Raw genomic sequence first — 25478 nt, 5'->3', positions numbered from 1 at the left:
AAGACGGCGGTCGCAATCAAATAGAATCATCAGCGCACGGACGGGTGGGTGATGACGAGATCGCCATTTGTGGCATCGAGCAAGGCCCGCCCGCCAACGGGAATGGTAGCGTTGTGTGGGACGTGGCCGAACGGCAAGCCGATGACAACGGGAATTTTAAGCGGACGCAGGCGCTCGCGGAAAACATCCTCAACTGTTTGGCGAAATTCGCCGCCGGATTTGGCACGCGGGTCGCCGCAATCGTCGCAGGTGCCGACGGCGACACCGGTGACTTGTTGCAGCAATCCGGCGTTCGCGAGATGCGTGAGCATTCGATCCATTTGATAAGGCTTTTCGCCAACGTCTTCGATGAAGAGAATTTTGCCGCGAAACGAAGGTTGATATGGCGTCGCGAGAGTCGTCATCAGGACCGAAAGATTTCCGCCGATGAGTTCCCCGGCCACGCGGCCACTCCTGACGACCTCGACGGTTTTCTTATCGTATCCGGCGCACAAGGAACCGGCGGCGACGGGTTGAGTCAGAATTTTCAGCCAGCTCTGACGGGAAAATTCCGGGTAATTTGATTCCGTGAAAGCGGCGGCGACCGTCGGACCGTGGAAAGTGAGCAGGTTGGATTTTTTAAGCAGGGCGCAATGGAACGAGGTGATGTCGCTGTAGCCGACAAAGATTTTTGGGCTCGCGCGAATCGCGGAATAATCCAAAAGCGGGAGGACGCGACCGGCGCCGTATCCGCCGCGCAGACAAATGATGCCGTGAATTTTTTTGTCTGCGAACATGCGCATGACATCGCCGGCGCGTTCACGATCCTGGCCCGCGAGAAAGCCCCAGCGCTTGCGCGTATGACGGCCAAGCTTCACGGCGAAGCCCATTTTTTCCAACGCGGCGACGGCATGATCCACGGTGTTCGGATCCGGCGGGGGACTGGCGGGGGCGATGAGTCCGAAGGTATCACCAGGGTGCATTCGGTTGGGCAAAGTCGGCATAAATTAATCTGCGGGCGAGAATGCACGGCGCACTTCAATCGGTCAACGGTGGAGAAGGTGAAAAGCCGGGCGATGATTTAAATTCTTCGGCAAATATTAAGAAGACTTGTTATTCCAGTGAAACGAGCTTGCATTTTTCCAGTCAAAAAGACTTCACCCGCACTCAGATGGTTCAGAAATGGAAAATAAAACCAGTATGGCAAATGAAGTCGCGCATTTGCCATACTGGGTTCTAATAAGAAGCAAACCGATTGTCGAATGAAATATATAAATGAAAAGTAATCTTAACCTACTTTTGAAAGTAATTCCGACAAGCGCCACTTTTCGGAACCTTTATTCGATTTCGAAAAAGGTCATAGGAGATTCGAATGCGTTCGTCTTAAACAAAATATTTTCGCGCGGCAAAATTATTTTTCCTGCGCGCGCAGGGGAATCAGTTCGGCCTGCGTTTTGGCATAAGTGCGGTCGAGTTCATCCGCCACGCGCGGGGCGCTTTTGTCATCGCTCGAGCGCGCGATTTCTTCAAGCTTCTGGCAAAGTTCCGCGATGCGGTTCGCGCCCAGGTTCAGGCTCATGCTTTTGAGCGCGTGTGCGTGAAAGGCCAGCTTCGGCGGGTCATCGAGAAATTCTTTGATCTGCGCGATGCGTTGCGGCGCGCTGTCGAGAAACAGGTCAATCAATTCCTTCAACATGGACGTGCCATCGGCGGGCATGGTGCGAAGCTCCTCGATGAGCGATCGGTCGAGAACATCTCCAGTGATGCCTTCCTGGATGAGAAAAATCGTGTCGGACCGATTGGCGAGGCGCGCGCCCCAGCGTTCGAGCGCGGCTTGCAATTCGCCGATGCGCACCGGCTTGGAAATATAATCATCCATGCCCGCTTCCAGGCATTTTTCGCGGTCGCCGAGCAGGGCGTTGCCGGTCATGGCGATGATGCGCGGACGCTTCGGCTCCGGCCAGCGCTGGGCGATGGCGCGCGTGGCTTCGATGCCATCCATCTCGGGCATCTGCACGTCCATGAGCACGATGTCGTAGGCTTTCTGCTCGAGCGCGGCGAGAACTTCAAGGCCGTTGTTGGCGAGGTCAGCGCGGTAACCTAATTTTTGCAAAACACTCGTGCCGACTTTTTGATTGATAATATTGTCGTCCGCCAAAAGCAGCCGCAGCGGAAAACGCGAAGCCAAAGTGCCGTCGAGCGAAGGCGAAACGGGCGCACGTTTTTCGCGCTGAAGCTGGATGCTCATGGCGCGATACAGGGCATCGAGCAGTTGCGTGGGGCGCACCGGCTTGTGAACGAAAACGGAAATCCCCACGGCGGCGGGACGTTGATCGTCACTTCGCAAACGCACGGACGACAGCAGCAGCAGGGGCAAAAGTTTCCCATGCGGCAGGGCGCGAATTTCCGTCGCGAGCGTCAGGCCGTCATTGCCGGGCAGTTGCAGATCGAGGATGGCGGCGTCGAAAGTGTTTTCGCGAATACGATCAAGCGCGGTGGCGGCTTCAGTAACAATCTCAGGAATGATGCCCCATTGCTGCGCACGATGGGCGATGATCCCGCCATTAGTGGCATTGTCTTCGACGATGAGCAGACGTTTGCCGGCGAGTTGCGGTTGGAAACTTTGCCACGGCGGTGGCAACGCGGCCAAGGCGGCTTTCGCGGCGATGGTGAAATGAAAAGTTGCGCCTTTGCCGGAATCGCTCTCGACCCAAACCTTGCCGCCCATCAATTCGCTGAGGCGTTTGCAGATGGCAAGGCCAAGACCAGTGCCACCGTAATGGCGAGTGGTGGAGGCGTCCACCTGTTGAAAAGATTTGAAGAGGCGATGCTGTTTGTCCACGGGAATGCCCATGCCGGTATCCCGCACGGAAAAATGCAACAGCCATTCCTCGGGGTGGCGGAGAAAATCCGTATCCTTCTCATGGCCCGGTTCGGGACGGCGCTCGGCGCGGCCGGCAGTTTTGACATTGATAACGACTTCACCGCTGTGGGTGAACTTCACAGCGTTGCCGATGAGGTTCACAAGAATCTGGCGAAGGCGCGTGACGTCGCTGACCAGAATTTTGGGAATGGAATCCTCGACGGAATACGCGAGGTCGAGATTTTTTTCGGCAGCCTTGGGCGCGAGCAAGTCCAGCGCTTCCTCAATGCAAGTGTGAAGCTCGAAGGGATGGCTTTCGAGTTCGAGCTTGCCCGATTCGATTTTGGAAAAATCGAGAATGTCGTTGATGATCGTGAGCATCGCGTCCGCGCTGCTGCGCGTGGCCTCGACATATTCGCGCTGCTCATCGGCCAGTTCAGTGTCCAGCAACAGCGCGGTCATGCCGATCACGCCGTTCATGGGCGTGCGAATTTCATGGCTCATGTTCGCGAGAAATTCGGATTTCGCGATGGTGGCGTCTTCAAGTTTTTGATTGAGCGCGAGCAAGGTTTCGTTGTTCTCGACGAGTTGCTGCTGGCTTTCGCGTAAGGCGCGATACGCTTCGTCGCGCTGCAACTGGTTCAGATAAGCTTTCGAGTGATAACGCAGGCGCGCGATCAATTCGACCTTGTCGGGAAGCTTGACCAGATAATCATTCGCCCCGGCGGCGAAGGCTTGGCCTTTTACCGCGGGATTTTCGTTGGTCGAAAGCACGATGATGGGCGTGTCCTTCGTGCCGGGATTCGCGCGAAACTGATTGACGAGCGTGAGTCCATCAATCTCCGGCATCACCAGGTCCTGAAGAATAACCGTCGGCTTGATCTGGTTGGCGACGAGGATGGCTTCCCGTGCATTCGCGCAATAATGAAAATCAATGTCGCGCTGCGAAGCGAGGCTGCGGCGGATGGCTTCGCAGACCATCGCCTGATCGTCCACGAGCAGCACCATCACATGATAATCCGGCAGACGAAAGGGCGGCTTGGCGTCGGGGGCGGGTGAATGATTTGTGGCCGGGTCGCTCATCTCAATGTTTTTGATCCAACAGGATATTAAGGCGCGCGCCGATTTTGTGAAGCGGCAAAACTTCAGTCGCGCCTTTCAATTCAATCGCCACCTTGGGCATGCCGAAGACCGCGCACGTGGCCTGATCTTGAACAATCGTGTGATGCCCGGCGTCGTGCAGCGCCTTCAATCCTTCCGCGCCGTCCCGGCCCATACCGGTGAGTAAAATTCCAATCACATCGCCGCGCCAGAATTGGCGGATGCTTTTGAAAAAAACATCAATCGAAGGGCGGTAAGCGGAATCAAGCGGTTCGGTGACGTAACCCAATTTGGTTGAAGTCACGAAAACAAAATGATTTTCTTTGCCCGCGAGCAACACCGTCCCGGCGCGCGGATGTTCGCCTTCGGCGGCGAGGCGAACAGGCAATTTAGTTTGTTGCGCCAGCCAGTGCGCGAGGCCGTCCATGAATTGAGAATCCACATGCTGCACAATCAGGATGGCTGCCGGGAAATTTTTTGGAAGCTCCGACAATACTTGCGCGAGTGCGGCCGGGCCGCCGGCGGATGCGCCGATGGCGATGAGATGGGGACGATGAGCCGGATGCGCGGCTTCAGCGAGGCGCGGTTCACCGACACGTTTTTGATCTGCGCCAAGCAGGCGGCGAATGGTTTGGATTTTTCCAAGCAGTGGATTCGCGCCGCCCGGACTGCGCGGGTCTTCGAGCGTGGGCGTGTTTACGGCATCCAAAGCGCCCGCACCCATCGCTTCAAAAACTTTAGAAGTATGATGGCTGACGTCGGCGGTGACGACGACGATGGCGCAGGGATTTTCCGACATGATGCGCCGCGTCGCTTCCACGCCGTCGAGTTTCGGCATGATCAAATCCATGAGGATGAGATCGGGAGTGTCCTGCGCGCAAAGTTCCACGGCTTCGGCGCCGTCCCGCGCGATCCATGCGAGTTCATGTTCCGGCGCTTGCAATAAAACACGGCGCATCGCTTCGACGGCGATGACCAGGTCGTTGACGATGGCGATCCTCATGCGCCGGCCTCGCCGATCAAATCCACCACGGCGCGCAGCAGCGCTTCGTCGTGAAAATTGCCCTTGGTCAAATAATAATCCGCGCCCGCCTCGAGTCCGCGCAAACGATCTTCCTCGCGGTCCTTGTAGGAAACGATCATCACGGGCGTGGATTTCAAGTCGGAATCTTTTTTGATGAGCGAGGCGAGTTCGATTCCATCCATGCGCGGCATGTCCACGTCGGTGATGACGAGATCGTAGTCACCGGTGCGAACGGCATTCCACCCATCCATGCCGTCCACGGCCACCTCGGCGATGTAACCATGCGCGATCAGTAATTTGCGTTCCAATTCGCGGACGGTAAGCGAGTCATCCACGATAAGGACGCGCTTGTTTTGTGGCTCAATGACGGGCGTGGTTCCGCGGCTGACTTGATTGAGGCGTCCGTCGGAAATGAGTTTCTCAATCGAATGCACCATGTCCTCGACGTCCACGATCAGCACAGGTGAACCATCTTCCATCAGCGCACCGGAACTGATGTTTTTGACTTTACCGAGCCGCGAGTCGAGCGCTTGCACGACGAGTTCGCGTTCGCCGAGGAAACGATCCACGACCAGGCCGTAGCGCGTGTTGCGATCACCAAGCACGACCACAGGAATAAATTCGTCGTGAGTGTCCGGCTCGCCGCAATCGAGCACCTGATGGGCCGTGAGCAATCCGATCTGTTGATCGCCGGCGGCGAAATAGGCGCGGCCTTCGAGCGTGGAAATTTTATCGCGGGTCAGCTTGAGCGTGCGGCTGATTTGCGAAAGCGGAATGGCGTAGGGCTCGCTGGCAATTTCGACCAGCAACGTGCGCAAGACGGAAAGCGTGAGCGGCAGATGCAGTTGAAAGCGCATGCCTTTGCCGGGTTGCGCGTTCATGCGGATATTTCCGCGGACGCTCTTGACCATATTTTGCACGACATCGAGGCCGACCCCGCGCCCGGAAATCTCGGTGACAGTATCGCGCATGGTGAAGCCGGGAAGCAGGAGAAATTCAAGCAACTCCGGCTCGGTCAATTTGTCGGCAATGATCGGTGTGGTGAGGTGCTTTTGAAGAATGTTAGCGCGAAGCTGTTCCGGTTGAATGCCCGCGCCGTCGTCCGCGACAATGATGAGCAACATGCCGGCGCTGTGGCGCGCTTCGAGGCGGATGATGCATTCGACGGACTTGCCGAGGCGAAGGCGTTCCTCCGGCGTTTCACAACCGTGATCAACGGCGTTGCGCAAAAGATGGCCAAGCGGGGCTTCGAGTTTTTCGAGAATGTCGCGGTCCACCTGCGTGTGTTCGCCGTGGATTTCCAGGCGCACTTGTTTGCCAAGCTGCCGCGCGAGATCGCGAACCATGCGCGGGAAGCGGCGGATGCCATCGCCAAACGGGCGCATGCGGCATTGCAAAACTTCGCGATACAGGCGATGCGAAAGATTGGCCGAGCGGCGGTCGAACATTTCGAGGTCGGCCACGCGGTCGGATAGAAATTGCCGGCATTCGCCCGCCTTCTTGATGGCTTCATGGAGTTGATCCACCACGCTTTCAGGCAAGCCCTGTTTGGCAATGGCATCGGACAAACCGTCGAGCGCGCTCCGCAATTCGCCCTGGATCCGCTTGAGGCGTTGCAGCGAATCCGCAAACGGATGAAGCCAGCGGGATTCGACGAGCGATTCGCCGGCGAGGCCGAGCAGACGATTCAAGTTTTGCGCGGTGAGACGCAGCACACGATCCGGCGTGCTGTTAGTAGTCGCGAGCGCCTGGCTGAGAACCGGCGCGAGTGGTGCAGGTTGGGAACTGGTGACGGCATTTCCCGCGGTGATGTCGGCGAGGATGGCGAGAAAATGGCGGGCACGGGCCGCGTGACGATTTTCTTCAGCAGAGATGTCTTCGCCAGATTGTTTGGCAATGTAGAGCAGCAAATCAACGCCTTGAAAAAGCACGTCAATGTGTTCCTGGCCGATGCGCATCTGGCCGTGCTGGGCGGCGACGAAACAATCCTCAAGCGCGTGCGCGACGCTCACGGCCGCCTGCTGATGGACAATGCGCGCGGCGCCCTTTAGCGAATGGGCGGCGCGCATCAAGGCTTCGAGTTGCTGCGGCGAACCGGGACCGCGCTCGAGTTCGAGCAGGTTGGCGGTGATGATGGCCGTCTGATTTTCCGTCTCCATCCGAAACAAGTCGGTGAGCGAAAGCAAACTTGTATCGGTGGGCTCAGCGGGTTTCACGCGAGGCTCCGGTTGAGGGTGGAGAATAATAATTCGGCATCAAGGCAGCCGACCCATTTATCCCGCCACGCGAGGAGGCCGGTGGCGAAACCGGGATTTGCGCGGGCGACCATGACGGGCGGCGGCTTTAATTCCTCGGCGTGATAGCGATGGATGCCGTGGATTTCATCAACGGGAAACGTGAGAATGGTTCCCTGCCATTCGGCGATGACGAGCCGGTGCTGGATGGAATGAATTTTTTCATTCGTTCGTTCGATGCCGAGAAGGCGTCCCAGTGCAACGCAAAGCAACAATTCGCCGCGGACATTGATGAGTCCGAGCACGATTCCGTGGCGGCGATGAGGCAGAGAATGAACGCGACGGCGTTCGGCGACTTCCTGAAAATTTCGCGTCGGCAACGCCAGCCATTCGTGCCCGACACGGAAAATGACCACCGAATTTTTGCCGGGCGTGGAATGAATTTTTTCGCGTGAAACATGTTCGGTCCACTCGCGGCGATAATTGGCGGGGAGTTCGCGGTCGAGCAGTTGCGCGCCCGCGCCCGCATAAACGGCGCAGTTGCGGCAATGGCCCACGCCCGGCAAATGCTCGCAAGAGCTGTCGCCCGCGACGCCGATTTTGTTCCAGCAGTCGGCAGCCTCGGGCGTGCCCGCAGGTGCAACCGTGTTCGGCGGCGAAGCTTGGGCCGCAGGCGAAGGTGAATTGGATTCGCGTGGTTCCACGGGTTATGCGGTTTTCACATCGGACTTTTTCAAGCGCTCGGCACGCTGATGGAGAATGCGCGCCTGCGCGGCATCGCCATTTTTTTCCAGCAACGTGGCCCATTGGACGAGGGTTTCGTAATGGCCGGGATCGAGATAAAGTGCCTTGCGATAAAATTCGGCGGCCTCGGCCTCCGCCCCGGTGGCTCCGCGAACCAGGCCGAGTAAATAATAAGCCTCGGCGGAAGCACCGTAACGACGGAGAAACTTTTCGCAGATGGTTGCGGCTTCAGCGAGGCTGCCTCCGTCGGCAAGCTGGCGCGCTTTCGCGAGATCAGCGGCGGACACTTCGCGTACCGTTAGCGCATTCGGCGGAGCGGCGGGATTATCGGTAAAGTTTTTTGGAGACTTGGCAGCGACGCCGTTGCGCGCGGCAATGGGAATATTTTCGCCGGGAACTTTGCGGCAGGCGAAACTCAAAGGCATCTGGGCCGAAGTGAAACCGGCGTGAATGGCAATATTGACTTCGGCGGAGCCGACGAAAAGGACACCGGTGGGCGTGAGCAGGCGATGTAATTTGCGCATGACCCTGTCCTGGGTGGCGCGATCGAAGTAGATGAGAAGATTGCGGCAAAAAATATAATCATAGACCCCGACTTGCGCGAGGCACTGTTCATCCAGCAGATTGCCGATTTCGAAATGAACCTGCCGGCGGATGGCGGCGTTCAGCAAATGTCCATTTTCAGTGGCGGCAAAATGATCTGCGCGAAAGGCAAGGTCTTTGCCGCGAAAAGAATTCCGGCTGTACTCCGCCTGCCGGGCATGAGCGATTGCGTTGGGACGGATGTCAAAGGCGTCAATCTGGAAACGCGTGGACGGAATGGCGGCATCCATTAGCGCCATTGCGATGGAATAAGGTTCTTCGCCGGTGGAGCAGGGCAGGCTGAGCACGCGCAGATGACCGTTGGGATGCGCGGGAAGCCATTCCCGGCGGATCAACTGAACGAGCGCGCGAAACGGTTCGCGGTCGCGGAAGAACCAGGTTTCGGTGACGACGACCAATTCTACCAGCGCCTGCCATTCGTCGGAGGACGTTTGGAGCAATCGCAAATAGTCGGCGGGTTGCGAAAGTTTGAGTTCGCGCATGCGCGATTCGACGGCGCGTTCAATCAATGATGCACCGACGGTCGCCTGATGCAGGCCGATCTTTTGCCGGAGCAATTCTGCGATCTCACTCATGTGTGCTCGACAGTTTCACAAAATAAAACATTCCGGACATTTTGCGGCAACAGGCGTTGCTCACGCACCCAATGGATTGCGCCGCGATTATCCATGAGCACCGGACCGAGGTAAGCGGGTGTGCCAAGATTCAAGCCGGTATCCACAAAATCTTTTTTGTCGCGGCGAATGATTTCCGTGGCGTGCTCGGCGATGAGGCCAAGCGGGCGGAATTTTCCGGTGTCGTCGGGGTGATGAATAATGATGATGCGCGTGCTTAGGCGTTCGCTCGCGGGCTGGCCGAGGGTGAGTTCGGTGAGGTCCACCGCGGGAACGGGCCGCCCGCGATAATTGAAAACTCCCGCGATGCCGCGCGGCGCGCCGGGAATTTTTTTCATCTCGACCAGCGGCAGGACTTCGACGACGTGGCTGGCCTCCAGCGCGTAACGGTCATTGCCGAGTTGGAAAATCAGGAAGAGCACTTTAGCGTTCCTCCAACTTGAAGCGCGATACGCTGCTCTGCAAACCGCGCGCCGCGCCGTTGAGTTGTTCGATGGATTGATTGGACTGGCGAAGCGATTCGGCGGTTTGGTGCGCGGCTTCGCTGAGTTGCGTGAGCGTCTCGCTGATCTGTTGCGCGCCGGTGGCTTGCGATTGCATGCCCTCGTTGACGGTTTGAAAACGCGGAGTGAGCGCCTGCACTTGCGCGATGATGCGCGCGAGTTGGATGCTGACGAGACGGATCTCTTCCACGCCGCGGCGGACTTCCTCGGAAAATTTATCCATGCCCATCACGCCGGCGGTCACGGCGGACTGCATCTCCTTCACCATTTTTTCGATGTCGTAAGTGGCGACGGCCGTTTGATCGGCCAGGCGGCGAATCTCCATCGCGACCACGCCGAAACCGAGTCCATATTCGCCGGCCTTTTCCGCTTCAATGGCGGCATTGAGCGAAAGGAGATTTGTCTGGTCGGCCACCTTCGTGATGGTGGTGACGACGGAATTGATGTTGCTGGTTTTTTCGTTGAGGACGGCGAGCTTGCCGGTGATGGAGCCGGAGGCATCCATGATATGGCGCATGGTGGATTCCATGCTGGCGATAGCCGCCTGGCCGCTGCCGGCGACTTGCGTGGCTTCATGCGCGACATCGCTGACTTCGTTCATGGTCTTAACCAGTTCGAGCGATGTGGCGGAAATTTGTTTTGAAGTCGCGCCGATCTCGGCCGTGGTCGCGGCGATTTCCGTCGCGGTGCTTTGTTGCTGCTTGGCGGTGGCGGCGATTTCCGTGGCGGTTGTGTTGACCTGAATGCCGGAATGTTGCACCTGGCCGACGAGGACGGAAAGATCTTCTGCGAGACGATTCAAGCCTTTGCCGATGATGCCGAATTCATCCTCGCGCTCGATGGTGAGGCGATGGGTGAAATCGCCGACGCGCATGCGTTCGAGCGCGGCGACGAGTTGCGCGAGCGGTTTGCTGACAACGCCGGATTGATACCAAATGGCGATGACGCTCGCGATGAAGATCACCAGCATCACGAGAAACGCGCGCGCGGACATTTCCCCGGCGGCATCATTCTCCGCGCTCTTGGCGCGTTCGACCTGCTCGGCGAACTCCGCCAATATCTGGTCGCGGTGCTGTTGGCTGGCCTCGGCCACGTCAAGCTCATTGTCCTGGTTGGTTGACGGTGGCTTGATGGCGAATTCGCGAATCGTTCTCAACGAATTGCGCAAACCGTTGTACTGGCCGAATTGGGTCTGGATGTCATTGAGCGTTTCGGCCAGATCGTGTTTTGTATCTTCTTCGGCTTTTTTGTCGTTCTCGCTGCTGGGATTGAGGAGCAGGCGCATCTGCACGTAACTCAATTTTTCCAATTTCCAAAGCACCTTGGCGGCTTCGGTATCAAGCTGGTCGTTGAGGACGACGACTTGAGAACGCTGGCGTTCGACCCACCAGGCGATGGCCGCGCCGACGAGCAGGAGCATGATGAGAATGGCCAATGAGGCATTTAAACGGCGCCAGATGGTCAATTTTTTCATCGCGGGTGAAGGCAAAAATCCAAGTGGGCCCGGGACGCGCGGCCCGCAGAAACATGTTGGTTAAGTTTCAAGCAACCAAATAGATAGGCGTTTTTGCGGGGAAAAACAAGAGAGTTCTATCTGCGACGGCGTACAAAAATCAACCTCGCTTTCGTTGAAAACGGATGACGGGCTAATCATTACTCGCGGGCACGATGCGGCGCACGCGAGGTAATTGTTCGGGCGGCACGACATGACAGCGCGCGGCCCAATCCGCGTAAAGAGACGATAATTCTTTCACTTTTTCCGGTTGATCGGCGGCGAGGTTGTTGTGTTCGGTGCGATCGGTTTCGACGTTGTAAAGTTCCCACGGATCGCCGTGACGCGCGACGAGTTTCCATTCACCGAGCCGGACTGCGCGATTACCTTCGTGCTCCCAGAAAATCGGTTTGGGATGCGGGCGCGTCTCGCCTTTAAAAATCGGCAACAGGCTCTGGCCCTCCAAGGCGGGCGACGGATGGCCGTTGAAGGTTTCGGGAAGTGTTGCCCCGGCGACTTCCATCAGCGTCGGCATGATGTCAGTGACGTGTCCGATTTGGCGTGAGATGACGCCGCCCGCGTGAATCACTTCCGGCCAGCGAACGATTAGCGGAGTGGAGATGCCGCCTTCATGGGTGAAATGTTTGTAGAGCAGGAAGGGAGTGTCGCTGGCATTCGCCCACGGCACGCCGTAACTTTGCCAGACATCTTCGGGCCCGGCGAAAACGGAGTGATTGCCGTTGCCCACCTTGACGATGCGGCCGTCGCGCGTTTTGCTGGGAATATCATACCACTCGGGCTGGATGATTTCGGCGCAAGCGCCATTGTCAGACATGAAAATCACGAGCGTGTTTTTCTCAATGCCCTTTTGCTTGAGCTGGTCAAGAATGCGTCCGACGCCGCGATCCAGATGTTCAACCATCGCCGCATAAGTCGCCATGCGGTTGGCCTCCCATTTTTTATCTTTGACTTTGCCCCACTCCGGCACGCGCGGGTCGCGCGGAGAGAGCGGCCAGGATTTGTCAATCAGGCCGAGCGCGATCTGGCGTTGATAACGATTGGTGCGGATGGCATCCCAACCCGCCAGATAACGCTCGCGATATTTGGCGATGTCCGCTTCCGGCGCCTGCAATGGCCAATGCGGCGCGGTGTAAGCGGCATAAATAAAAAAGGGTTTGTCCTTGCCCGCATAATTATCAATGTCCGCAATGGCGTGCTCGGTGATGACATCGGTGTAATAAAAATTCGTGGAGTCAGGCTGGATGGGGGTGTTGCCGCGCACGAGCGAAAAAGGATCATAGTAACTGCAAACGCCGTGGATGGTGCCAAAATATTCCTCGAATCCTCGTTGCAACGGCCAGTCGGTTTTGTCTTCCCAAAAAGGAACATTGGATTCGTGATCCAGCTGTTTTTTGCCATCGAAAAAAATGTGGCACACATGCCATTTGCCGACCATCAAGGTGTGGTAATCGGCTTGTTTCAAAATCTCGGCCATCGAAATGCAGTCGTGGCTTAGTTCGCCGCGATAGCCAATGATGCCGCGGTCTTCCATCATTTCGCCAATGCCGGCTTGTTGGGGATACAATCCTGTTAGCAACGATGCGCGAGTCGGGCAGCAACGCGGCGTCGTATAGAATTCGCTCAGGCGCATTCCTTCCGCCGCGAGCCGGTCGAGATTCGGAGTGGGAATTTCCGAACCGTAACAGCCAAGGTCCGAATAGCCCAAGTCATCGGCGAGGATAAAAACAATATTCGGGCGCGGCGCGTTGGTCTCGGCGGCATTGGTCGCGCGGCTCGTTATGAGCAGGCAGGCAACGAAGAAAAAAACTTGTGCCAGTTTCAAAAGTCGTTGAATTGGCGGATTGATAGTCATAGGTCTGATGACATTATAATATTTCTATTAGCCGCTGGATTCAACCGTGAAGCCGTTGTGGGACAACTTTGCTACGGGTCATTTTTGAGTGAAACCGGGTCATTAAAATTTCGGCGAATTTCCGTTTGCGCGTTTCGATACTTGTGACTGCGTGTGGGAGAATGAGATTCGCGGGTCGATTAAATTTTACGTGCGGCTTTGAGGCACGCCTGACGCAGACAAAAAACACATTGATGTGCGGCGGCAATTATTGTTTGGTTGCGGTATAGCACGACCACGGCACGAGCACGCGCTGTGAACAACTGCTGCACGATGAAACGAGCACTATTCAAATTCCTGGCGTTCGGATTTGTCATGGAGATTTTGCTTGGGGGACTTTCTCTCCACGCGGCATCCGAGCGGCCGAATATTGTTTTGATTTTGGCCGATGACTTGGGTTACTCGGATATCGGGTGTTTTGGCTCGGAGATTTCCACGCCTAATATTGATCGCCTCGCCAAGAGCGGCGTGGCGCTGACGCAATTTTATAATCAGGCGCGGTGCTGCCCGACGCGCGCGGCGTTGCTGACCGGACGCTATCCGCATCAGGTCGGCATCGGCGACATGATCGATGAATATGCGGCGGAAGCGCGCGAGGCGGCGAACACTCCGGCTTATCAGGATCATCTCAGCACCAACAGCCCCACGATGGCGGAATTGTTGCGCGCGGACGGATACGAGACGATGATGGCCGGCAAATGGCATCTTGGAAAGCGTCCGGAAGAATGGCCTGTTCATCGGGGCTTCGATTTGTCTTTTGTCCAAATTAATGGCGCGATGAATTATTTCGGCGGCGGTTCCGGCGACGGACCCCGCGCGCCGATGGCCTTGAACGACCAAACTTATACACCCCCGCACGACGGCTTTTATTCCACCGACGCCTTCACCGATCATGCGATAGAATTTTTGGAAACGTCCACGAAGACTTCGCCGGCCAAACCATTTTTTCTCTACATGCCTTACAATGCGTCGCATTGGCCATTGCAAGCGCCGGAGTCGGATATAGAAAAGTATCGCGGGAAATATGACCTGGGCTGGCAGGCGATTCGCAAGGAGCGATTGAAGCGGATGACCCAGCTTGGAATCGTTCCCGAAGGGCAGGACATGTGCCCGATGGACCGGGGAAAAAACAAGCCGTGGGACCAATTGACCGACGAGCAGCGCAAGCAGTGGGCGCGGCGCATGGAAGTTTATGCGGCGCAGACGGAACATCTGGATCGGGCGATCGGGCGATTGCTGGATGAATTAAAAAAGCTTGGCGTCGAAAAAAATACGCTGGTGATTTTTTTATCGGACAACGGCGCGGCGGCAGAAGATCCGAACGGGGGCAATAAATCAGTGCCGATTGGCGACCGCGATTCCTTTCGCGGCTACGCGCGTCCCTGGGCGACGGTGAGTAACACGCCCTGGCGGCGGCACAAGGTCACGGCTTACGAAGGCGGCATCAGCACGCCATTGATTGCCCGCTGGCCGGCGGGAATTCCGCAAGACAAAGAAGGGACATTAGTTCGCGAACCCGGTCATGTGCTGGATTTACTGCCGACATTTTTGGAGTTGGCGGGCACAAAATATCCCGGCGATGGCGCGGTGAAATTGGAAGGCCAGAGCATAGTGACGATGTTGAAGGGCGGGCACGGCGTTGCTGATCGAACATTTTTCTGGGAGCACGAAGGCAATTCGGCGATTCGCAAAGGAAAATGGAAACTGGTGACGCTCGGCCCCAGTGGCAATGAGTGGGAGCTTTACGATATTTCGCAGGATCGCATTGAAATGCACAATCTAGCTGACGCTCATCCTGACATCGTTCACGAATTGCGCGATGACTACGATAAATGGGCGGCGCGTTGCGGGGTGATTGATTACGCGAAACTCAAGGCGCAACACTAAATCTAAGGCGAACTCAGCCGATAAAAACGCGTGGGATAGTCGCTCACTTGCGTGTCTATCCAGGAAATATTCGTGTCGCCGAATGTGCCGCTGGCCACAACCGTCCAGATTGAAGCCGGTGTGGTTAAAACTTCACTGGTCGAAATCTGATAATTGGTTCCCGTGGGTCCGCTGAAGCGTAATTGAAAACCTCCATTCAGTAAATGCGCGTCAGTGATCAATGGCGTCGTCCGAAAAAGATCGCTGAAGTCATTCACGGCATCGAGAGTATTATAGCCGGTTCCGGTCAGGGACGTTTCGGCGGGAGGAATGGCATTCGTCAATAGCGGCAGACCGAAGATTTCTTCCATCGTTTTCAAATCGGATGAATGGCTCATTATCTTTTGGCTCGCGTAACCATTTCCCCGCGCCCAGGGCGAAATGATAATCGCTGGAATGGGATGATTGGTATCATCCTCGTATTCGGATTCATCATACCAAATAACAATCATGCCGTTGTCCTGATATTCCGCCGAAGCCATGATGCGGGGAAGGATGATCGAAAGAAAATTATCGCCCTGCGCAATGCCCGCATCCTCACCGGTGTAAGTGATGCCGTTATAAGTAAACCCTCCGGGCAATGGGCTGTGCTGGTCATTGAAGGTGTTTGGGCCGATCCAATTATAACGACCGGCGACATGATTGCTTAAATCGGAAAATAATTGTTCCAGCGGATAAATATTTTCGGCCTGTGTATCGGAGAAAAACGCCATGGGATTGTGGCGAACCGCATAATCGAAATCGCTCGCTCCGTTGTAAGCGTTGGTAAAATTTGTGTCGTCGCCGGAAGCACTGACGATCGGATTCGTGGCGAATTGAAAATCTTCCTGATAATTCTTCCAGGAAATGCCCGCGGCATCCAACTGCCCGGTCAGATGCGGCGCATTGAATACGTTATTGAAATTCGTGCCGGGATCGCCGTCGGTATGGATGCCGAAATCCGTCCCGGCTTCGGACCAAATATAATTTGCTTCCGACGGATGGACTCCGACTCCCACATTGTAATAGTGAACGCAATACGTCGTTTGCAGGGCGTTGGAATTGCCGGGCGTAATCAGGCTGTTGATGAAAGGCGCGGCGGGATTTTTAAAAATGGCATCCGTCCCGTCGGAAATCGGTTCGACGAGATTGTGATTCTCCATGCTGATGACGAATACCGTTTTAATGGGCGGCAGAGTTTGTGCCGTCAGCGAAACGCCAAATAACATCATCAAGCAGGCCGCCCAAATTACGGAAACCAAAAAATTCCCAGCGGGCCGCTCAACGATTGGCCGCAGTTCCATCTCATGCTGGCAAAGCCATGGTTTGTGCCCGGTGAACATTTTGCCAGACTCTAAACCTATTTGCCCTTTTCGTCATCGGCTTCTTTCTTTTCCGACTCAGGAGATTCCTTATGAACGCCGACCACGCTTCCGGTGATGGCATCCACATTCACCTCAGTGATATCCTTCATCCCGGGAGTCGCCATGTCAAATGACCAGATCAATTTGCCATGTTCTTTTTCCAATTCCGCTTCCTTGACGGAGCCGTCGGGAACGCGGTTCATGGCGATTTTTACCGCGTCGTCTTTGCTGATCTTCGCCTGGGAAAGCAATTCAGCCTGATTTGATTGGTGCTCGGAGCGTTCTTCACTTTCTGATTCGCAACCGGCAATGAGACTGACTGCAAGCAAGGCAACAATAGCAAGTTTTGGATTCATATTTTTGTGAGGATTCAGATTATTGGTTAGAGCTTCGACGCTGAGATTAAACTGCTTCTGAATGACAACAGCATGAAAGAGACGTGACAGTTTTTTCATGCAATCCGGATCGAAGAATAACGATTGGATTTCGCAAAAAATTGCGGCGGTTTGGAACAGCGGAATGGCCGCTAAACTACTCGTTGTGCGGAATCTTGATCGTGCTGCCACCGACGAATTCGCGGATGACGGCGTCGCCGGGAATCAGGTCGTGCGACATAACCTGGTCTTTGGTCAGGCCGTTCACGGATTCGAGCAGTTGGCGGACGCGGTCGTAACGGATGCGCGCATCGAGAAATCCGGTATAAGAATTTAGCGCGTCAGCGCCCGGGAAATATCCGCCGGGGCCCATGAAGAACGGCTTGAGCGCGGGCAAGTCAAAAGGAAATCCGCCGTCAACGATGTGGTCGGCGAGGCCCATGAGCGGGATGATGCTGAACAATTCTCCGGCGCGAACGTAGTGCCAGTGAAGCATCGTGGTGATGGGACTGTAATTGCGATGCTGCACGTCGCGGAGCATGCGGCGGATGATGCGGACATCAGTGAATTTCACGCAGCGTTTGGTCGAGCCATCGCCTTCGTAAATGGGATTCATCGCCTCGATGTAAAGGCGGAATTGCGCGCTGGGATCAATGCCCTCGGTGATGGGCGGGTAGAGGCCGTGAAGGCAATCGAGCAACAGGATTTGGCCAGGTTCGAGCTTCACTTGCTTGGCTGTGGTGCGGCGACCTTCCTTGAAACTGTAGGTGGGCTTGTCAATGGTTTTGCCGTCGAGCAACTGCTGAAGGTGTTGATTCAATAATTGGATGTCGAGAGCCTCGGGCGTTTCAAAATTACGGTCGTTGATCCAATCGGTGGGATGCTCCACGAGCGACCAAAAATAATCGTCGAGGTTGAGCATGAGAAAGCGCAGGCCCTGTTTCTCAAGGCGCTGGGTGAGCTTGACGGTGGTGGTGGTCTTGCCGGAGGAACTTGGGCCGCTCACCCACATCATGCGGATGTTATCGCCGCCACGGATGCGGGACATGACTTTCGCGGCGGCTTCGTCGAGGGAGGATTCGTAGCGGGCGATGGAGTCGTCAATGACCGGTTTGAGTTGGCCGCGCGCGACGAGTTCGTTGAGGCCGGCGATGGTATCGCAGCCATGCTGGCGGTTCCATTCGAGAGTTTGCGTCATGCGTTCGCGCGGAAAACCGTTGCCGACAAATTTATCGGCAGAGATCGCGCCTTCGCGGAACCAGTGGCGGCCCCAGCGATAGCATGCGTAGGCATCGGCGGTGTTTTGAAAACCGTAACTGCGCAAAATGTGAAGCACGCGGTCCTGGATGTCCTCGATGGTCGGCGGAAAATTCGTGATAAGATGATGTTCCTCGGCATTGAGGCAGACGATGACCATGTCGCTCAGGAAGGCGGCAATTTGTTCGTCGGTGTCGCATGCGTCGAAAATTGTGCCGTTGATGTCGGGAAGAAGATCCTGTTGGAATCCGCCGATGGATTCGGCGGCGCGGAGAATGGCGCGGCCGATGCGGTCGGGGTCGAAAGTGACGAGGGCGCGATTTCGCTTCTGGATCTTGATGATGCGGTTCTGGACGGGCATGGAGATTTGTAGCACGCAAATGCGGTGAAATAAAGGATGAATCGAATGTGGGCGAGGCGGCGATTTTGGGTTGGATTTTTTTGACGCAGAGGCGCAGAGCGGAAGAGAGAGAAATAAATTCTGGAAAGAGGGAATCTGTAATTAATTGCTGGAAGGTGCGGAGGCGTTCGTTAAAAAATTAAAGCGGTCGCGGGTGAGGGTGGTGATGGGGGAGTGGTTGGTGAGGAGGTCGAGGGTTTCGATATGTGGGGACGGGCGGGTGGCGAGGCCTTGAGCGAAGGCGGCGAGGGCGGGTTTTTGCCAGAGGGCGTCGGCTTGGGTGTCGGGGGCGAGCAGTTGTTCGAGGAGGGAGGTCAACGCGGCGGGCGTGAGGTGCATCGCGGACATGCGGGTGAGTTCGGTGATCAAGGCGGAAGCGCCGGGTGTGGAAAGGGGTTGGGTGTTCAAAAGAATTTCGAGCAGGTCGGCGGCGTGGTTGCGAACGGAGGACAGAATGGCGGCGCGAGTCCAGTGGTCGGTGGAATCGCGGGCGGCGATTTGGGCGAGGGCGGTCAGGGCGCGTGAATTATCGAGTTCGCCGAGGGTGAGGGCGCATTGAAAACGAACGCGAGGATCGGGATCGTTGGCGAGAACGAGAATGGCGGCGGAGAGGCGCGGTGAATTTTTAAGGCGCGGTTCGGCGAGTTGCAGGGCGTTTTCGCGGACGCCGGGATTTTTGTCGGCAAGCGCGAATTCGATTTGGGCGTCGCGGAGATTGTCGAGGTTGTCGAGAATTCGTAATGCGAGAACGCGTGTTTCGGGATCGGGTGCATTTTTGCAAAGGGAGGCGAGTGGAGAAAAGGAAGCGACATCGTTGCGTTCCAACAGGAGGCGTTGGGCGGTGGTGCGCTGCCAGGCGTTTGGATGATTTAATAATTCACAGAGATCAACGGTGCTGGCGTGGGAGAGATCGGCTTGCGAAAAATTCGTGAAGTCCTTGCCGGTGATGCGGTAGATGCGGCCTTTGTCTTTCCCGGCGTTGAAATCGGTGGCGGCGCGTTTTTCGTTTGTAAGAAAATTGGGATGCTCAATGGCGCCGCGATACATGTCGCAGACGTAGAGCGCGCCGTCGGGACCGCAGGCGAGATTGACGGGGCGAAACCAGTTGTCGGTGGAGGCGAGGAATTCCCGGTTCACGCTCGCGCGGCTGGCGACGAAGGTGGAATTGGTTGGGCGAATGAGGTCGCGGTGGATGAGATTGCCGGCGGGTTCGCAGGTGAAGGAGTTGTCACGATAATCGGCGGGCAGGGCGGAGCCGCGATAATAGAGGATGCCACAAGCCGAAGTGAAATGTCCGGCTTCGGCTGGAACGGTGGTGATATTCGCGCTGAGTGGAAAAACACGCGCAGCGGCGCCGTGATCGGGGGTGTCTTCGACGAGGCGGTTGAGGGTGAGATCGGGATTCCGATTGGCATATTGGAGTTGGATCATCACGATCTGATTGTGATTGCGGTTTGAGCAAATGAATTTGCGACCGAAATTGTCGAAGGTTTGGCCGAATTGCGCGATGCCGGCGGCGGCTTCAATCTCACCTGTGCCGGGTTGAAAACGGAAATCGGTCAGGTCGCAGACGACCGGCGGGCGATTGGGATGCAGCGGCAAGGTGAGGTTCGCGCTGGTAAATCCCGAGGTGAGATAAATCCAGCCGTCAATATTCAGAAGCGGATGGCTGACGCGTTGCTGGGTGGTGGATTGATCGCCGAAACCCTGGAAAATAATTTGCTTTAAATCAGCAACGCCGTCGCCATCGGTGTCTTTGAAATAATATAAATATGGCGCGCAAGTAACGAAGATGCCGCCACGCCAGCAGAGGACACCGTTCGGAAAGGTGAGGCCATCCGCGAAGACAGTGCGTTTGTCATAGTGGCCGTCGTGATGCGTGCTTTCGAGAAGGATGATTTGGCCTTGCGGTTTTTCGCCGGGCGCCGGGCCGAGTGGATAGCCGCGATCTTCCACGACATACATCCGTCCGGATTCGTCCCAATCCATCGCAACGGGACTGACGACAGTGGGTTCGGAGGCTATGCATTCGATCTTGAGCCCGGGGTCGAGTTGGAAGGTGGCGAGCGCTTTTTGGGGAGATAAGGGATTCCCGGGAGACTCCGCGGCAAAAATCGGCATGGTTAATGCGGATAAAAAAGCGCAGATAATGAAAATGTTCACGGGCGTCGCAGGTTCAAGAACGGATTTCATTGCGGTTTGCAAATTGCCGCAAGGATATTCTTGAATGCGAACTGGCGTTTCTGTGTCAAACTATAAATCCGTTATGAGTTTCAAGACGTTCTGCAGTTCTGTTTCTGAGTTGTGCCATCAGTATCCCTTTGTGATTGTGGCGATTGTGTTGGGGGTGGGGGTGGCGCTGTTTATCATGTTCGATGCACACCACAGCAAGAAGGAAGCGCGCAGCCGCCATCGCTGGAAATAACTGCAGTTGATTTTTTACCGCGCGGAGGAAGTTTTTTAGACTGCGTTTTTCAATGCTTCCAGTCGAACGCCTTTTTCTTCAGCGCGTAGATATAGCCGACGAAAAGGATGCCGAGGAAACTCATCATGGAACCGAAAATCAAACCCGCATGGGTCACGAGCATTTCCTTGTAAACAATCGCCCACGGATAAAGGAAGATGACTTCGATATCGAACAGGATGAAGAGCATCGCAACGAGGTAAAATTTCACGGACATGCGGGAGCTGGCTTCGCCGACGGGAAGCATGCCGCATTCATAGGCGCTGTCCTTGATGCGGCTGCGGCGGCCGAGCTTGCCGAGGAGCGCGGAGGCGATGAGCGTGCCGAACGCGAAAGCGATCGCGACGACCGCGAGGATGAGGATTGGAATGTATTGCTGCAACTGCGAATCAGCCATAAGGAGAATTTAGAAATGTGAATGCGAATTGGCAAGGGGAAAGCACAGGTTAAACGCGGAGACGCGGAGGCGCGGAGAAAATCAGCCACGGATGGAACACGGAATGAACACTGGTTGGGAAAGACAGAATGTTAGAGCGGTTTGATCGCGCTCGAAAATTTTTTCAAATTTTGGCCCGAGTTGTTCAGCTTAGCGGCGGAAGATTCTTAGGAGGATGGTCAGGATGACGCTGAGCAGGATGCAAGTGATGACGGGGAAGTGGAAGCTGAAGTTGCCGCGGGTGTAATGGATATCGCCGGGGAGGCGGCCGAACCAGCCGCGGCCAACGCCGGACCAGATGGCTACGCCGGTAATGATCAGCATGAAGCCGGTGATCACTAAAAGTTTTCCCAAGTCGTTCACGGATGGATTTATTAGGTGTCCGGTTTTAGGACGCAATTATGTTTCCGCCGGCTGTTCTTCGTCGGAAAGTTTTTCAAAGCTCTCCTCGATGAAGGTAGTGTTTTGGATGCGTGCGAGTTTGGCGTAGAGGCCGTTGAGGGCGAGGAGTTCGTCGTGGTTGCCGCGCTCAATGATCTGGCCTTCGCGCAACACCAGGATTTGATCGGCCTTGCGAATCGTGCTGAGACGATGGGCGATGACGAAGCTGGTGCGATTTTCCATGAGCCGTTCCAGCGCTTCCTGGATGAGGCGTTCGGTGCTGGTGTCCACGCTGGCGGTGGCTTCGTCGAGGATGAGAATGGGAGAATTTTTTAGCAGCGCGCGGGCGATGCTGACACGCTGTTTTTCACCAACGCTGAGTTTTACGCCGCGTTCGCCGACGCGGGAATCGTAACCATCTGCCAGGCGCGAAATAAATTCGTGACAGTTCGCGGCTTGCGCGGCGGCGATGAGTTGGGCTTCGGTGGCGTCGAGATTTCCGTAAAGAATATTTTCGCGAATGGTGCCGTTGAAAAGAAACGCCTCCTGGCTGACGACGCTGATTTGGCGCCGCAACGATTCGAGCGCGACGCCCTCGATGTCCTGGCCGTCAATGGTGATATGACCGGAAGTTAGTTCGTAAAACGCGGGCAGCATATTGACGAGCGTGGATTTGCCCGCGCCGGTGGGGCCGACGAGCGCGATCATTTCGCCGGGTGTCGCGCGGAGCGAGATGTCGCGCAAAACGGTTTTGTCGGTGGAATAACTGAAGCCGACGTGGTCGTAAATCACTTCGCCGCGAACCGGCGTGGCGAGGGCATGGCGGCGTTTGTTGTCGGTGCGTTCGATGGCGGAATCGAGAATATCGAACATGCGTTCCCCGGCGGCGCGCGCCGCCTGGAGAAGCTGGTTGAGGCCGTGCAGTTGACGGATGGGATCGTAGAACAAACCGAGATAAAAAAGGAAGGCGATCAGTCTGCCCGCAGTGAGTTCGTTGTGGGCGACTTGCCAGCCGCCGACCCAAAGAATCAAGACGGTGCCGAGCGCGGCGGCGAAACTCATGGCGGGCGAATAGAGCGCCCACACGCGCATGATGCCGAGCGTGGAACTGCGCAGGTCATCGGCGCGCGTGGCGAAGCGGGCATCCTCGTGAGACTCGCGGCTGAAAGATTTTATCTGGCGGACGCCCTGAAGATTGTCCATGAGCAGGGCGTTCATGGCGCTGGCAGCCTGGCGCTGGAAGCGGTAGCGGCGATGCGCGGTGAAGGTGTACCACATGGCGCCGCCGACGAGCAGCGGCAACGGGATCATGGCGATGAACGCGAGCGAAGGGCTTTTGTGAAATAAAACGATGGGCACGATGATCAGACTGAGAATGGCAACGCTGCCCTGTTCGATGCCGTCAATGAGAATGCGTTCGACGGAATTAACGTCTTCGATGACGCGCGTCATGAGATCGCCGGAAGCGCGCTGATCGAAGTAATGAACGGGGAGCCGTTGGAGTCGTGCATACACATCGCGGCGCATGTCGAAGATGACGTTTTGTTCGAGGGTGTTGTTGATGCGGATGCGGATGCTGTTGAAGACATCGCGCAAAAGAAAAGTTGCCAGCAGCGCGAGCATGACCGGCGTGAGCTTGTCCAACTGATGCTTGCCGATGACGTCGTCAATGATCATGCCGATGAATTGCGGATACGCGAGCGAGAAGGCGAGCGAGAGCAGGGCGCACGTCATCGTGCCGAAGGCGGCGAATTTGTAGGGCTTCAGGTAAACCGAAACGCGGCGGAGGATTTCCCACGTGGAGCGCGACTTGGCGCTGAAGGTTGGGTCGGTGGAAGTGAGGATGTGGGAGTTGCGGGACATTTCGGATTAAAGTTTATAGACGGTGCATGGCAGCTTTTGACCTGCGCTAATAAACCACACATTTCATTAAATGACAGTTTTTCGATACAAGGGATTTTATCACGTACCTGGGGCCAAACGTGCAAATCGCAAAATTATTGGGGCATTTTGCAAAGCGGGTGGAACAATCAGGCGATTTTATCGTGAATTTTCGTGGCATTCGCCGTGCTGAAAAAATCAGGAACCACGGGCGAAGCGGCGAATTTTTTGAGCGGCTTCGCGAAACAGCGAAACGGACTTTCAATTATGAATTCAATCACAGATACGCGCGCGGCCCGAGAAACTTCAAACCTGCATGAACCATTACGGGCGCTTTTTTTGGAGCAACTGGCCGAAATGGAAAGCGGCGAGCATCAACTGACGCTGGCCCTGCCGGTGCTGATCAAGCTGACGCAATGTGACGATTTGAAAGCTCTGTTGCAAATCCATCTCACGGAAACGAAAGGGCATCTTGAATGCGTGCAAACGGTGGGAGATTCCCTCGGCGAAAAGTTGAAATCAAAAACCAATCACGCGATTCGGGACATGATCAAGGAGACCGTGCAGTTGGCGGCGAAAAAACTAAATTCATCAGTATTGGATATTGCCCTGATCGCCGCCGCGCAAAAAATTGAGCATTATGAAATCGCCTCGTACGGGACGCTGTGCGCGTGGGCGAAGGCGTTGGATTACAAACATGAATTGGCGTTGCTCACTTCCATCCGCGAGCAGGAAAAAATGGCGGACATGCTTTTGACGGGACTGGCAAACAAAAGGCCGCTCAAGGAACTGGTGGAAAAAACTTCGCTCAAAAAAGCGCTGGCTCATTCGAATTGACGGATTAGCAGTTTGAATGAGTAAAGAATAACGCTTATGGATCTTTCCAATCTTCATCAGCGGGTCCGAAATCGAAACAAGCAGCATCGTCAGGCGGCGTATCCGAATCGGCGTTCGGCGAGAAAAAAGCGTGCATTTTCTTCGACTATAGATAATATTGAGCCAAGCATGTATGCGCACGTGGTTACGAAGGACCCAACCGAAGTAGAGGTTGAAGTCCAAGCCGCTTACCTCGCCATGTTCCCCGACGGCGACCGGCTTTACATTCCCCAAATCTTTGGCTGGGTCATTGATTGTTTTTCCGGGCGGTATCCGGGCTATCAGGCGATTGATGCGAAATACCACGATTTTGAACACACGCTGCAAGGCGCGTTGTGCATGGCGCGGCTATTATTGGCGCGTCATCGGGCGAACGCAGAGCCGCGGATCACGCGGAAAATGTTTGAGTTGGGGATCATGGCGATCCTGTTGCACGACACCGGCTACCTGAAAAAGAATGGCGATCATGGCGGCACCGGGGCCAAATATACAGTGGTGCATGTGCGCCGGAGCGCGGATTTTGCGGCAGAAATGCTGCACGGAAAAGGTTATGCCAAGGAAGACATTCATGCGGTGCAGGACATGATTCTTTGCACGGGTGTCAACGCTGCGCTGGACAAAATTCCTTTTCGCACGGACCTGGAGAAGATGGTTGGCTTCGCATTGGGCACGGCGGATTTGCTTGGGCAGATGGCGGCGGATGATTACGTGGAAAAACTTCCGGTGCTCTATTCCGAATTTGCCGAGGCGTCACGCCACGAGGGCGGAAAAAATCCATCGGTCAACTTGTTCACCAGTGAGGATGATTTGATGAAGAAGACGCCGGCATTCTGGGAAAAATATGTCCGGCAAAAATTGGAAACGGACTTTGAGGGGTTATATCGCTACATGAATAATCCCTACCCATCAGGCTCGAATTACTACGTCGAAAAAGTGGAAGCGAACATCGCGCGGTTGCGCCGCAAGCTGGCGGATGATGCCGCGCCGGTGCCAGCTTAGCACGTCAAATCCAATTTCCTGCCCCCTCCGAATATTTTTTCCCTTTTTAGTTTGCGCGTTTGGCTTAACTTT

The 25478-nt window shown here is 55.7% G+C and carries 20 protein-coding genes; 4 read left to right on the top strand and 16 right to left on the bottom strand.

Features of this window, described 5'->3' with window-relative positions; genetic code table 11:
• Positions 1 to 29 precede the first annotated feature (29 nt).
• The 9 genes from VH413_17800 to VH413_17760 form a co-directional block, all read right to left on the bottom strand.
• On the bottom strand, positions 30 to 983 hold the full coding sequence (locus VH413_17800) for an LD-carboxypeptidase (protein HEX3800551.1): 954 nt from the start codon (positions 981 to 983) through the stop codon (positions 30 to 32).
• A gap of 407 nt (positions 984 to 1390) precedes the next feature.
• Positions 1391 to 3925: a response regulator gene (locus tag VH413_17795; GenBank protein ID HEX3800550.1), complete on the bottom strand. Its 2535-nt coding sequence runs from the start codon at positions 3923 to 3925 to the stop codon at positions 1391 to 1393.
• 1 nt (position 3926) lies between these two features.
• A complete protein-coding gene (locus tag VH413_17790; protein ID HEX3800549.1) occupies positions 3927 to 4946 on the bottom strand; it encodes a chemotaxis response regulator protein-glutamate methylesterase in 1020 nt (339 codons plus the stop codon).
• Positions 4943 to 7183 (bottom strand): hybrid sensor histidine kinase/response regulator, encoded by a 2241-nt coding sequence (locus VH413_17785; GenBank protein ID HEX3800548.1) that lies wholly within the window; start codon positions 7181 to 7183, stop codon positions 4943 to 4945. The genes VH413_17790 and VH413_17785 overlap by 4 nt, the downstream gene beginning before the upstream one ends.
• Positions 7180 to 7905 carry a chemotaxis protein CheW gene (locus VH413_17780; protein ID HEX3800547.1) on the bottom strand — a complete coding sequence of 242 codons (726 nt, stop codon included), beginning with the start codon at positions 7903 to 7905 and terminating at the stop codon, positions 7180 to 7182. Before VH413_17780 ends, VH413_17785 begins: the two co-directional genes overlap by 4 nt.
• Before the next feature lie 3 nt (positions 7906 to 7908).
• On the bottom strand, positions 7909 to 9123 hold the full coding sequence (locus VH413_17775) for a CheR family methyltransferase (GenBank protein ID HEX3800546.1): 1215 nt from the start codon (positions 9121 to 9123) through the stop codon (positions 7909 to 7911).
• Positions 9120 to 9584: a chemotaxis protein CheW gene (locus VH413_17770; GenBank protein ID HEX3800545.1), complete on the bottom strand. Its 465-nt coding sequence runs from the start codon at positions 9582 to 9584 to the stop codon at positions 9120 to 9122. Before VH413_17770 ends, VH413_17775 begins: the two co-directional genes overlap by 4 nt.
• Before the next feature lies 1 nt (position 9585).
• Complete coding sequence (locus tag VH413_17765; GenBank protein ID HEX3800544.1) at positions 9586 to 11139, bottom strand: methyl-accepting chemotaxis protein; 1554 nt, start codon at positions 11137 to 11139, stop codon at positions 9586 to 9588.
• Positions 11140 to 11311: 172 nt separating this feature from the next.
• Positions 11312 to 13000, bottom strand: a complete 1689-nt coding sequence (locus tag VH413_17760; protein ID HEX3800543.1) for an arylsulfatase — start codon at positions 12998 to 13000, stop codon at positions 11312 to 11314.
• 342 nt (positions 13001 to 13342) lie between these two features.
• Here VH413_17760 and VH413_17755 point away from each other — a divergent pair, with 342 nt between their 5' ends.
• Entirely contained in the window at positions 13343 to 14956 is a 1614-nt protein-coding gene (locus VH413_17755) for an arylsulfatase (GenBank protein ID HEX3800542.1), read from the top strand.
• 2 nt (positions 14957 to 14958) lie between these two features.
• On the opposite strand, the gene VH413_17750 is transcribed toward VH413_17755, so the two are convergent.
• The 4 genes from VH413_17750 to VH413_17735 all read right to left on the bottom strand — a co-directional run bounded on the left by VH413_17750 (position 14959) and on the right by VH413_17735 (position 20490).
• Positions 14959 to 16206 (bottom strand): alkaline phosphatase family protein, encoded by a 1248-nt coding sequence (locus VH413_17750; protein ID HEX3800541.1) that lies wholly within the window; start codon positions 16204 to 16206, stop codon positions 14959 to 14961.
• Positions 16207 to 16334: 128 nt separating this feature from the next.
• On the bottom strand, positions 16335 to 16793 hold the full coding sequence (locus VH413_17745) for a PepSY domain-containing protein (protein ID HEX3800540.1): 459 nt from the start codon (positions 16791 to 16793) through the stop codon (positions 16335 to 16337).
• A 76-nt stretch (positions 16794 to 16869) separates the two neighbouring features.
• On the bottom strand, positions 16870 to 18330 hold the full coding sequence (locus VH413_17740; protein HEX3800539.1) for an ATP cone domain-containing protein: 1461 nt from the start codon (positions 18328 to 18330) through the stop codon (positions 16870 to 16872).
• 141 nt (positions 18331 to 18471) lie between these two features.
• Positions 18472 to 20490 carry a PVC-type heme-binding CxxCH protein gene (locus VH413_17735; protein ID HEX3800538.1) on the bottom strand — a complete coding sequence of 673 codons (2019 nt, stop codon included), beginning with the start codon at positions 20488 to 20490 and terminating at the stop codon, positions 18472 to 18474.
• Positions 20491 to 20635: 145 nt separating this feature from the next.
• Between VH413_17735 and VH413_17730 the strand changes: the two genes are divergently transcribed.
• Positions 20636 to 20794, top strand: coding sequence for a hypothetical protein (locus VH413_17730; GenBank protein ID HEX3800537.1), 159 nt, complete (start codon positions 20636 to 20638; stop codon positions 20792 to 20794).
• A gap of 49 nt (positions 20795 to 20843) precedes the next feature.
• On the opposite strand, the gene VH413_17725 is transcribed toward VH413_17730, so the two are convergent.
• From VH413_17725 to VH413_17715, 3 genes are all read right to left on the bottom strand, one after another.
• A complete protein-coding gene (locus tag VH413_17725) occupies positions 20844 to 21230 on the bottom strand; it encodes an NADH-quinone oxidoreductase subunit A (GenBank protein ID HEX3800536.1) in 387 nt (128 codons plus the stop codon).
• A 189-nt stretch (positions 21231 to 21419) separates the two neighbouring features.
• Positions 21420 to 21632: a DUF2905 domain-containing protein gene (locus VH413_17720; protein HEX3800535.1), complete on the bottom strand. Its 213-nt coding sequence runs from the start codon at positions 21630 to 21632 to the stop codon at positions 21420 to 21422.
• Between the two features lie 36 nt (positions 21633 to 21668).
• Positions 21669 to 23513 carry an ABC transporter ATP-binding protein gene (locus VH413_17715; GenBank protein ID HEX3800534.1) on the bottom strand — a complete coding sequence of 615 codons (1845 nt, stop codon included), beginning with the start codon at positions 23511 to 23513 and terminating at the stop codon, positions 21669 to 21671.
• Positions 23514 to 23798: 285 nt separating this feature from the next.
• Between VH413_17715 and VH413_17710 the strand changes: the two genes are divergently transcribed.
• Complete coding sequence (locus tag VH413_17710) at positions 23799 to 24368, top strand: DUF892 family protein (GenBank protein ID HEX3800533.1); 570 nt, start codon at positions 23799 to 23801, stop codon at positions 24366 to 24368.
• A 168-nt stretch (positions 24369 to 24536) separates the two neighbouring features.
• The gene (locus VH413_17705) at positions 24537 to 25406 is read left to right on the top strand and encodes a hypothetical protein (GenBank protein HEX3800532.1); all 870 of its coding nucleotides are present in this window, start codon (positions 24537 to 24539) and stop codon (positions 25404 to 25406) included.
• Positions 25407 to 25478: the final 72 nt, after the last annotated feature.

The sequence above is a fragment of the Verrucomicrobiia bacterium genome (assembly GCA_036268055.1).
Classification (GTDB): domain Bacteria; phylum Verrucomicrobiota; class Verrucomicrobiia; order Limisphaerales; family Pedosphaeraceae; genus DATAUW01.
This window is presented reverse-complemented; position numbering and strand designations above follow the sequence as displayed.

Coding starts and splice junctions, on each gene's coding strand:
- VH413_17730 (HEX3800537.1), top strand. CDS start 20,636: ATGAGTTTCAAGACGTTCTGCAGTTCTGTTTCTGAGTTGTGCCATCAG.
- VH413_17775 (HEX3800546.1), bottom strand. CDS start 9,123: ATGAGTGAGATCGCAGAATTGCTCCGGCAAAAGATCGGCCTGCATCAG.
- VH413_17750 (HEX3800541.1), bottom strand. CDS start 16,206: ATGATGTTATTTGGCGTTTCGCTGACGGCACAAACTCTGCCGCCCATT.
- VH413_17725 (HEX3800536.1), bottom strand. CDS start 21,230: ATGGCTGATTCGCAGTTGCAGCAATACATTCCAATCCTCATCCTCGCG.
- VH413_17755 (HEX3800542.1), top strand. CDS start 13,343: ATGAAACGAGCACTATTCAAATTCCTGGCGTTCGGATTTGTCATGGAG.
- VH413_17745 (HEX3800540.1), bottom strand. CDS start 16,793: ATGAAAAAACTGTCACGTCTCTTTCATGCTGTTGTCATTCAGAAGCAG.
- VH413_17765 (HEX3800544.1), bottom strand. CDS start 11,139: ATGAAAAAATTGACCATCTGGCGCCGTTTAAATGCCTCATTGGCCATT.
- VH413_17715 (HEX3800534.1), bottom strand. CDS start 23,513: ATGTCCCGCAACTCCCACATCCTCACTTCCACCGACCCAACCTTCAGC.
- VH413_17735 (HEX3800538.1), bottom strand. CDS start 20,490: ATGCCGATTTTTGCCGCGGAGTCTCCCGGGAATCCCTTATCTCCCCAA.
- VH413_17705 (HEX3800532.1), top strand. CDS start 24,537: ATGTATGCGCACGTGGTTACGAAGGACCCAACCGAAGTAGAGGTTGAA.
- VH413_17800 (HEX3800551.1), bottom strand. CDS start 983: ATGCCGACTTTGCCCAACCGAATGCACCCTGGTGATACCTTCGGACTC.
- VH413_17710 (HEX3800533.1), top strand. CDS start 23,799: ATGAATTCAATCACAGATACGCGCGCGGCCCGAGAAACTTCAAACCTG.
- VH413_17740 (HEX3800539.1), bottom strand. CDS start 18,330: ATGCCCGTCCAGAACCGCATCATCAAGATCCAGAAGCGAAATCGCGCC.
- VH413_17790 (HEX3800549.1), bottom strand. CDS start 4,946: ATGAGGATCGCCATCGTCAACGACCTGGTCATCGCCGTCGAAGCGATG.
- VH413_17795 (HEX3800550.1), bottom strand. CDS start 3,925: ATGAGCGACCCGGCCACAAATCATTCACCCGCCCCCGACGCCAAGCCG.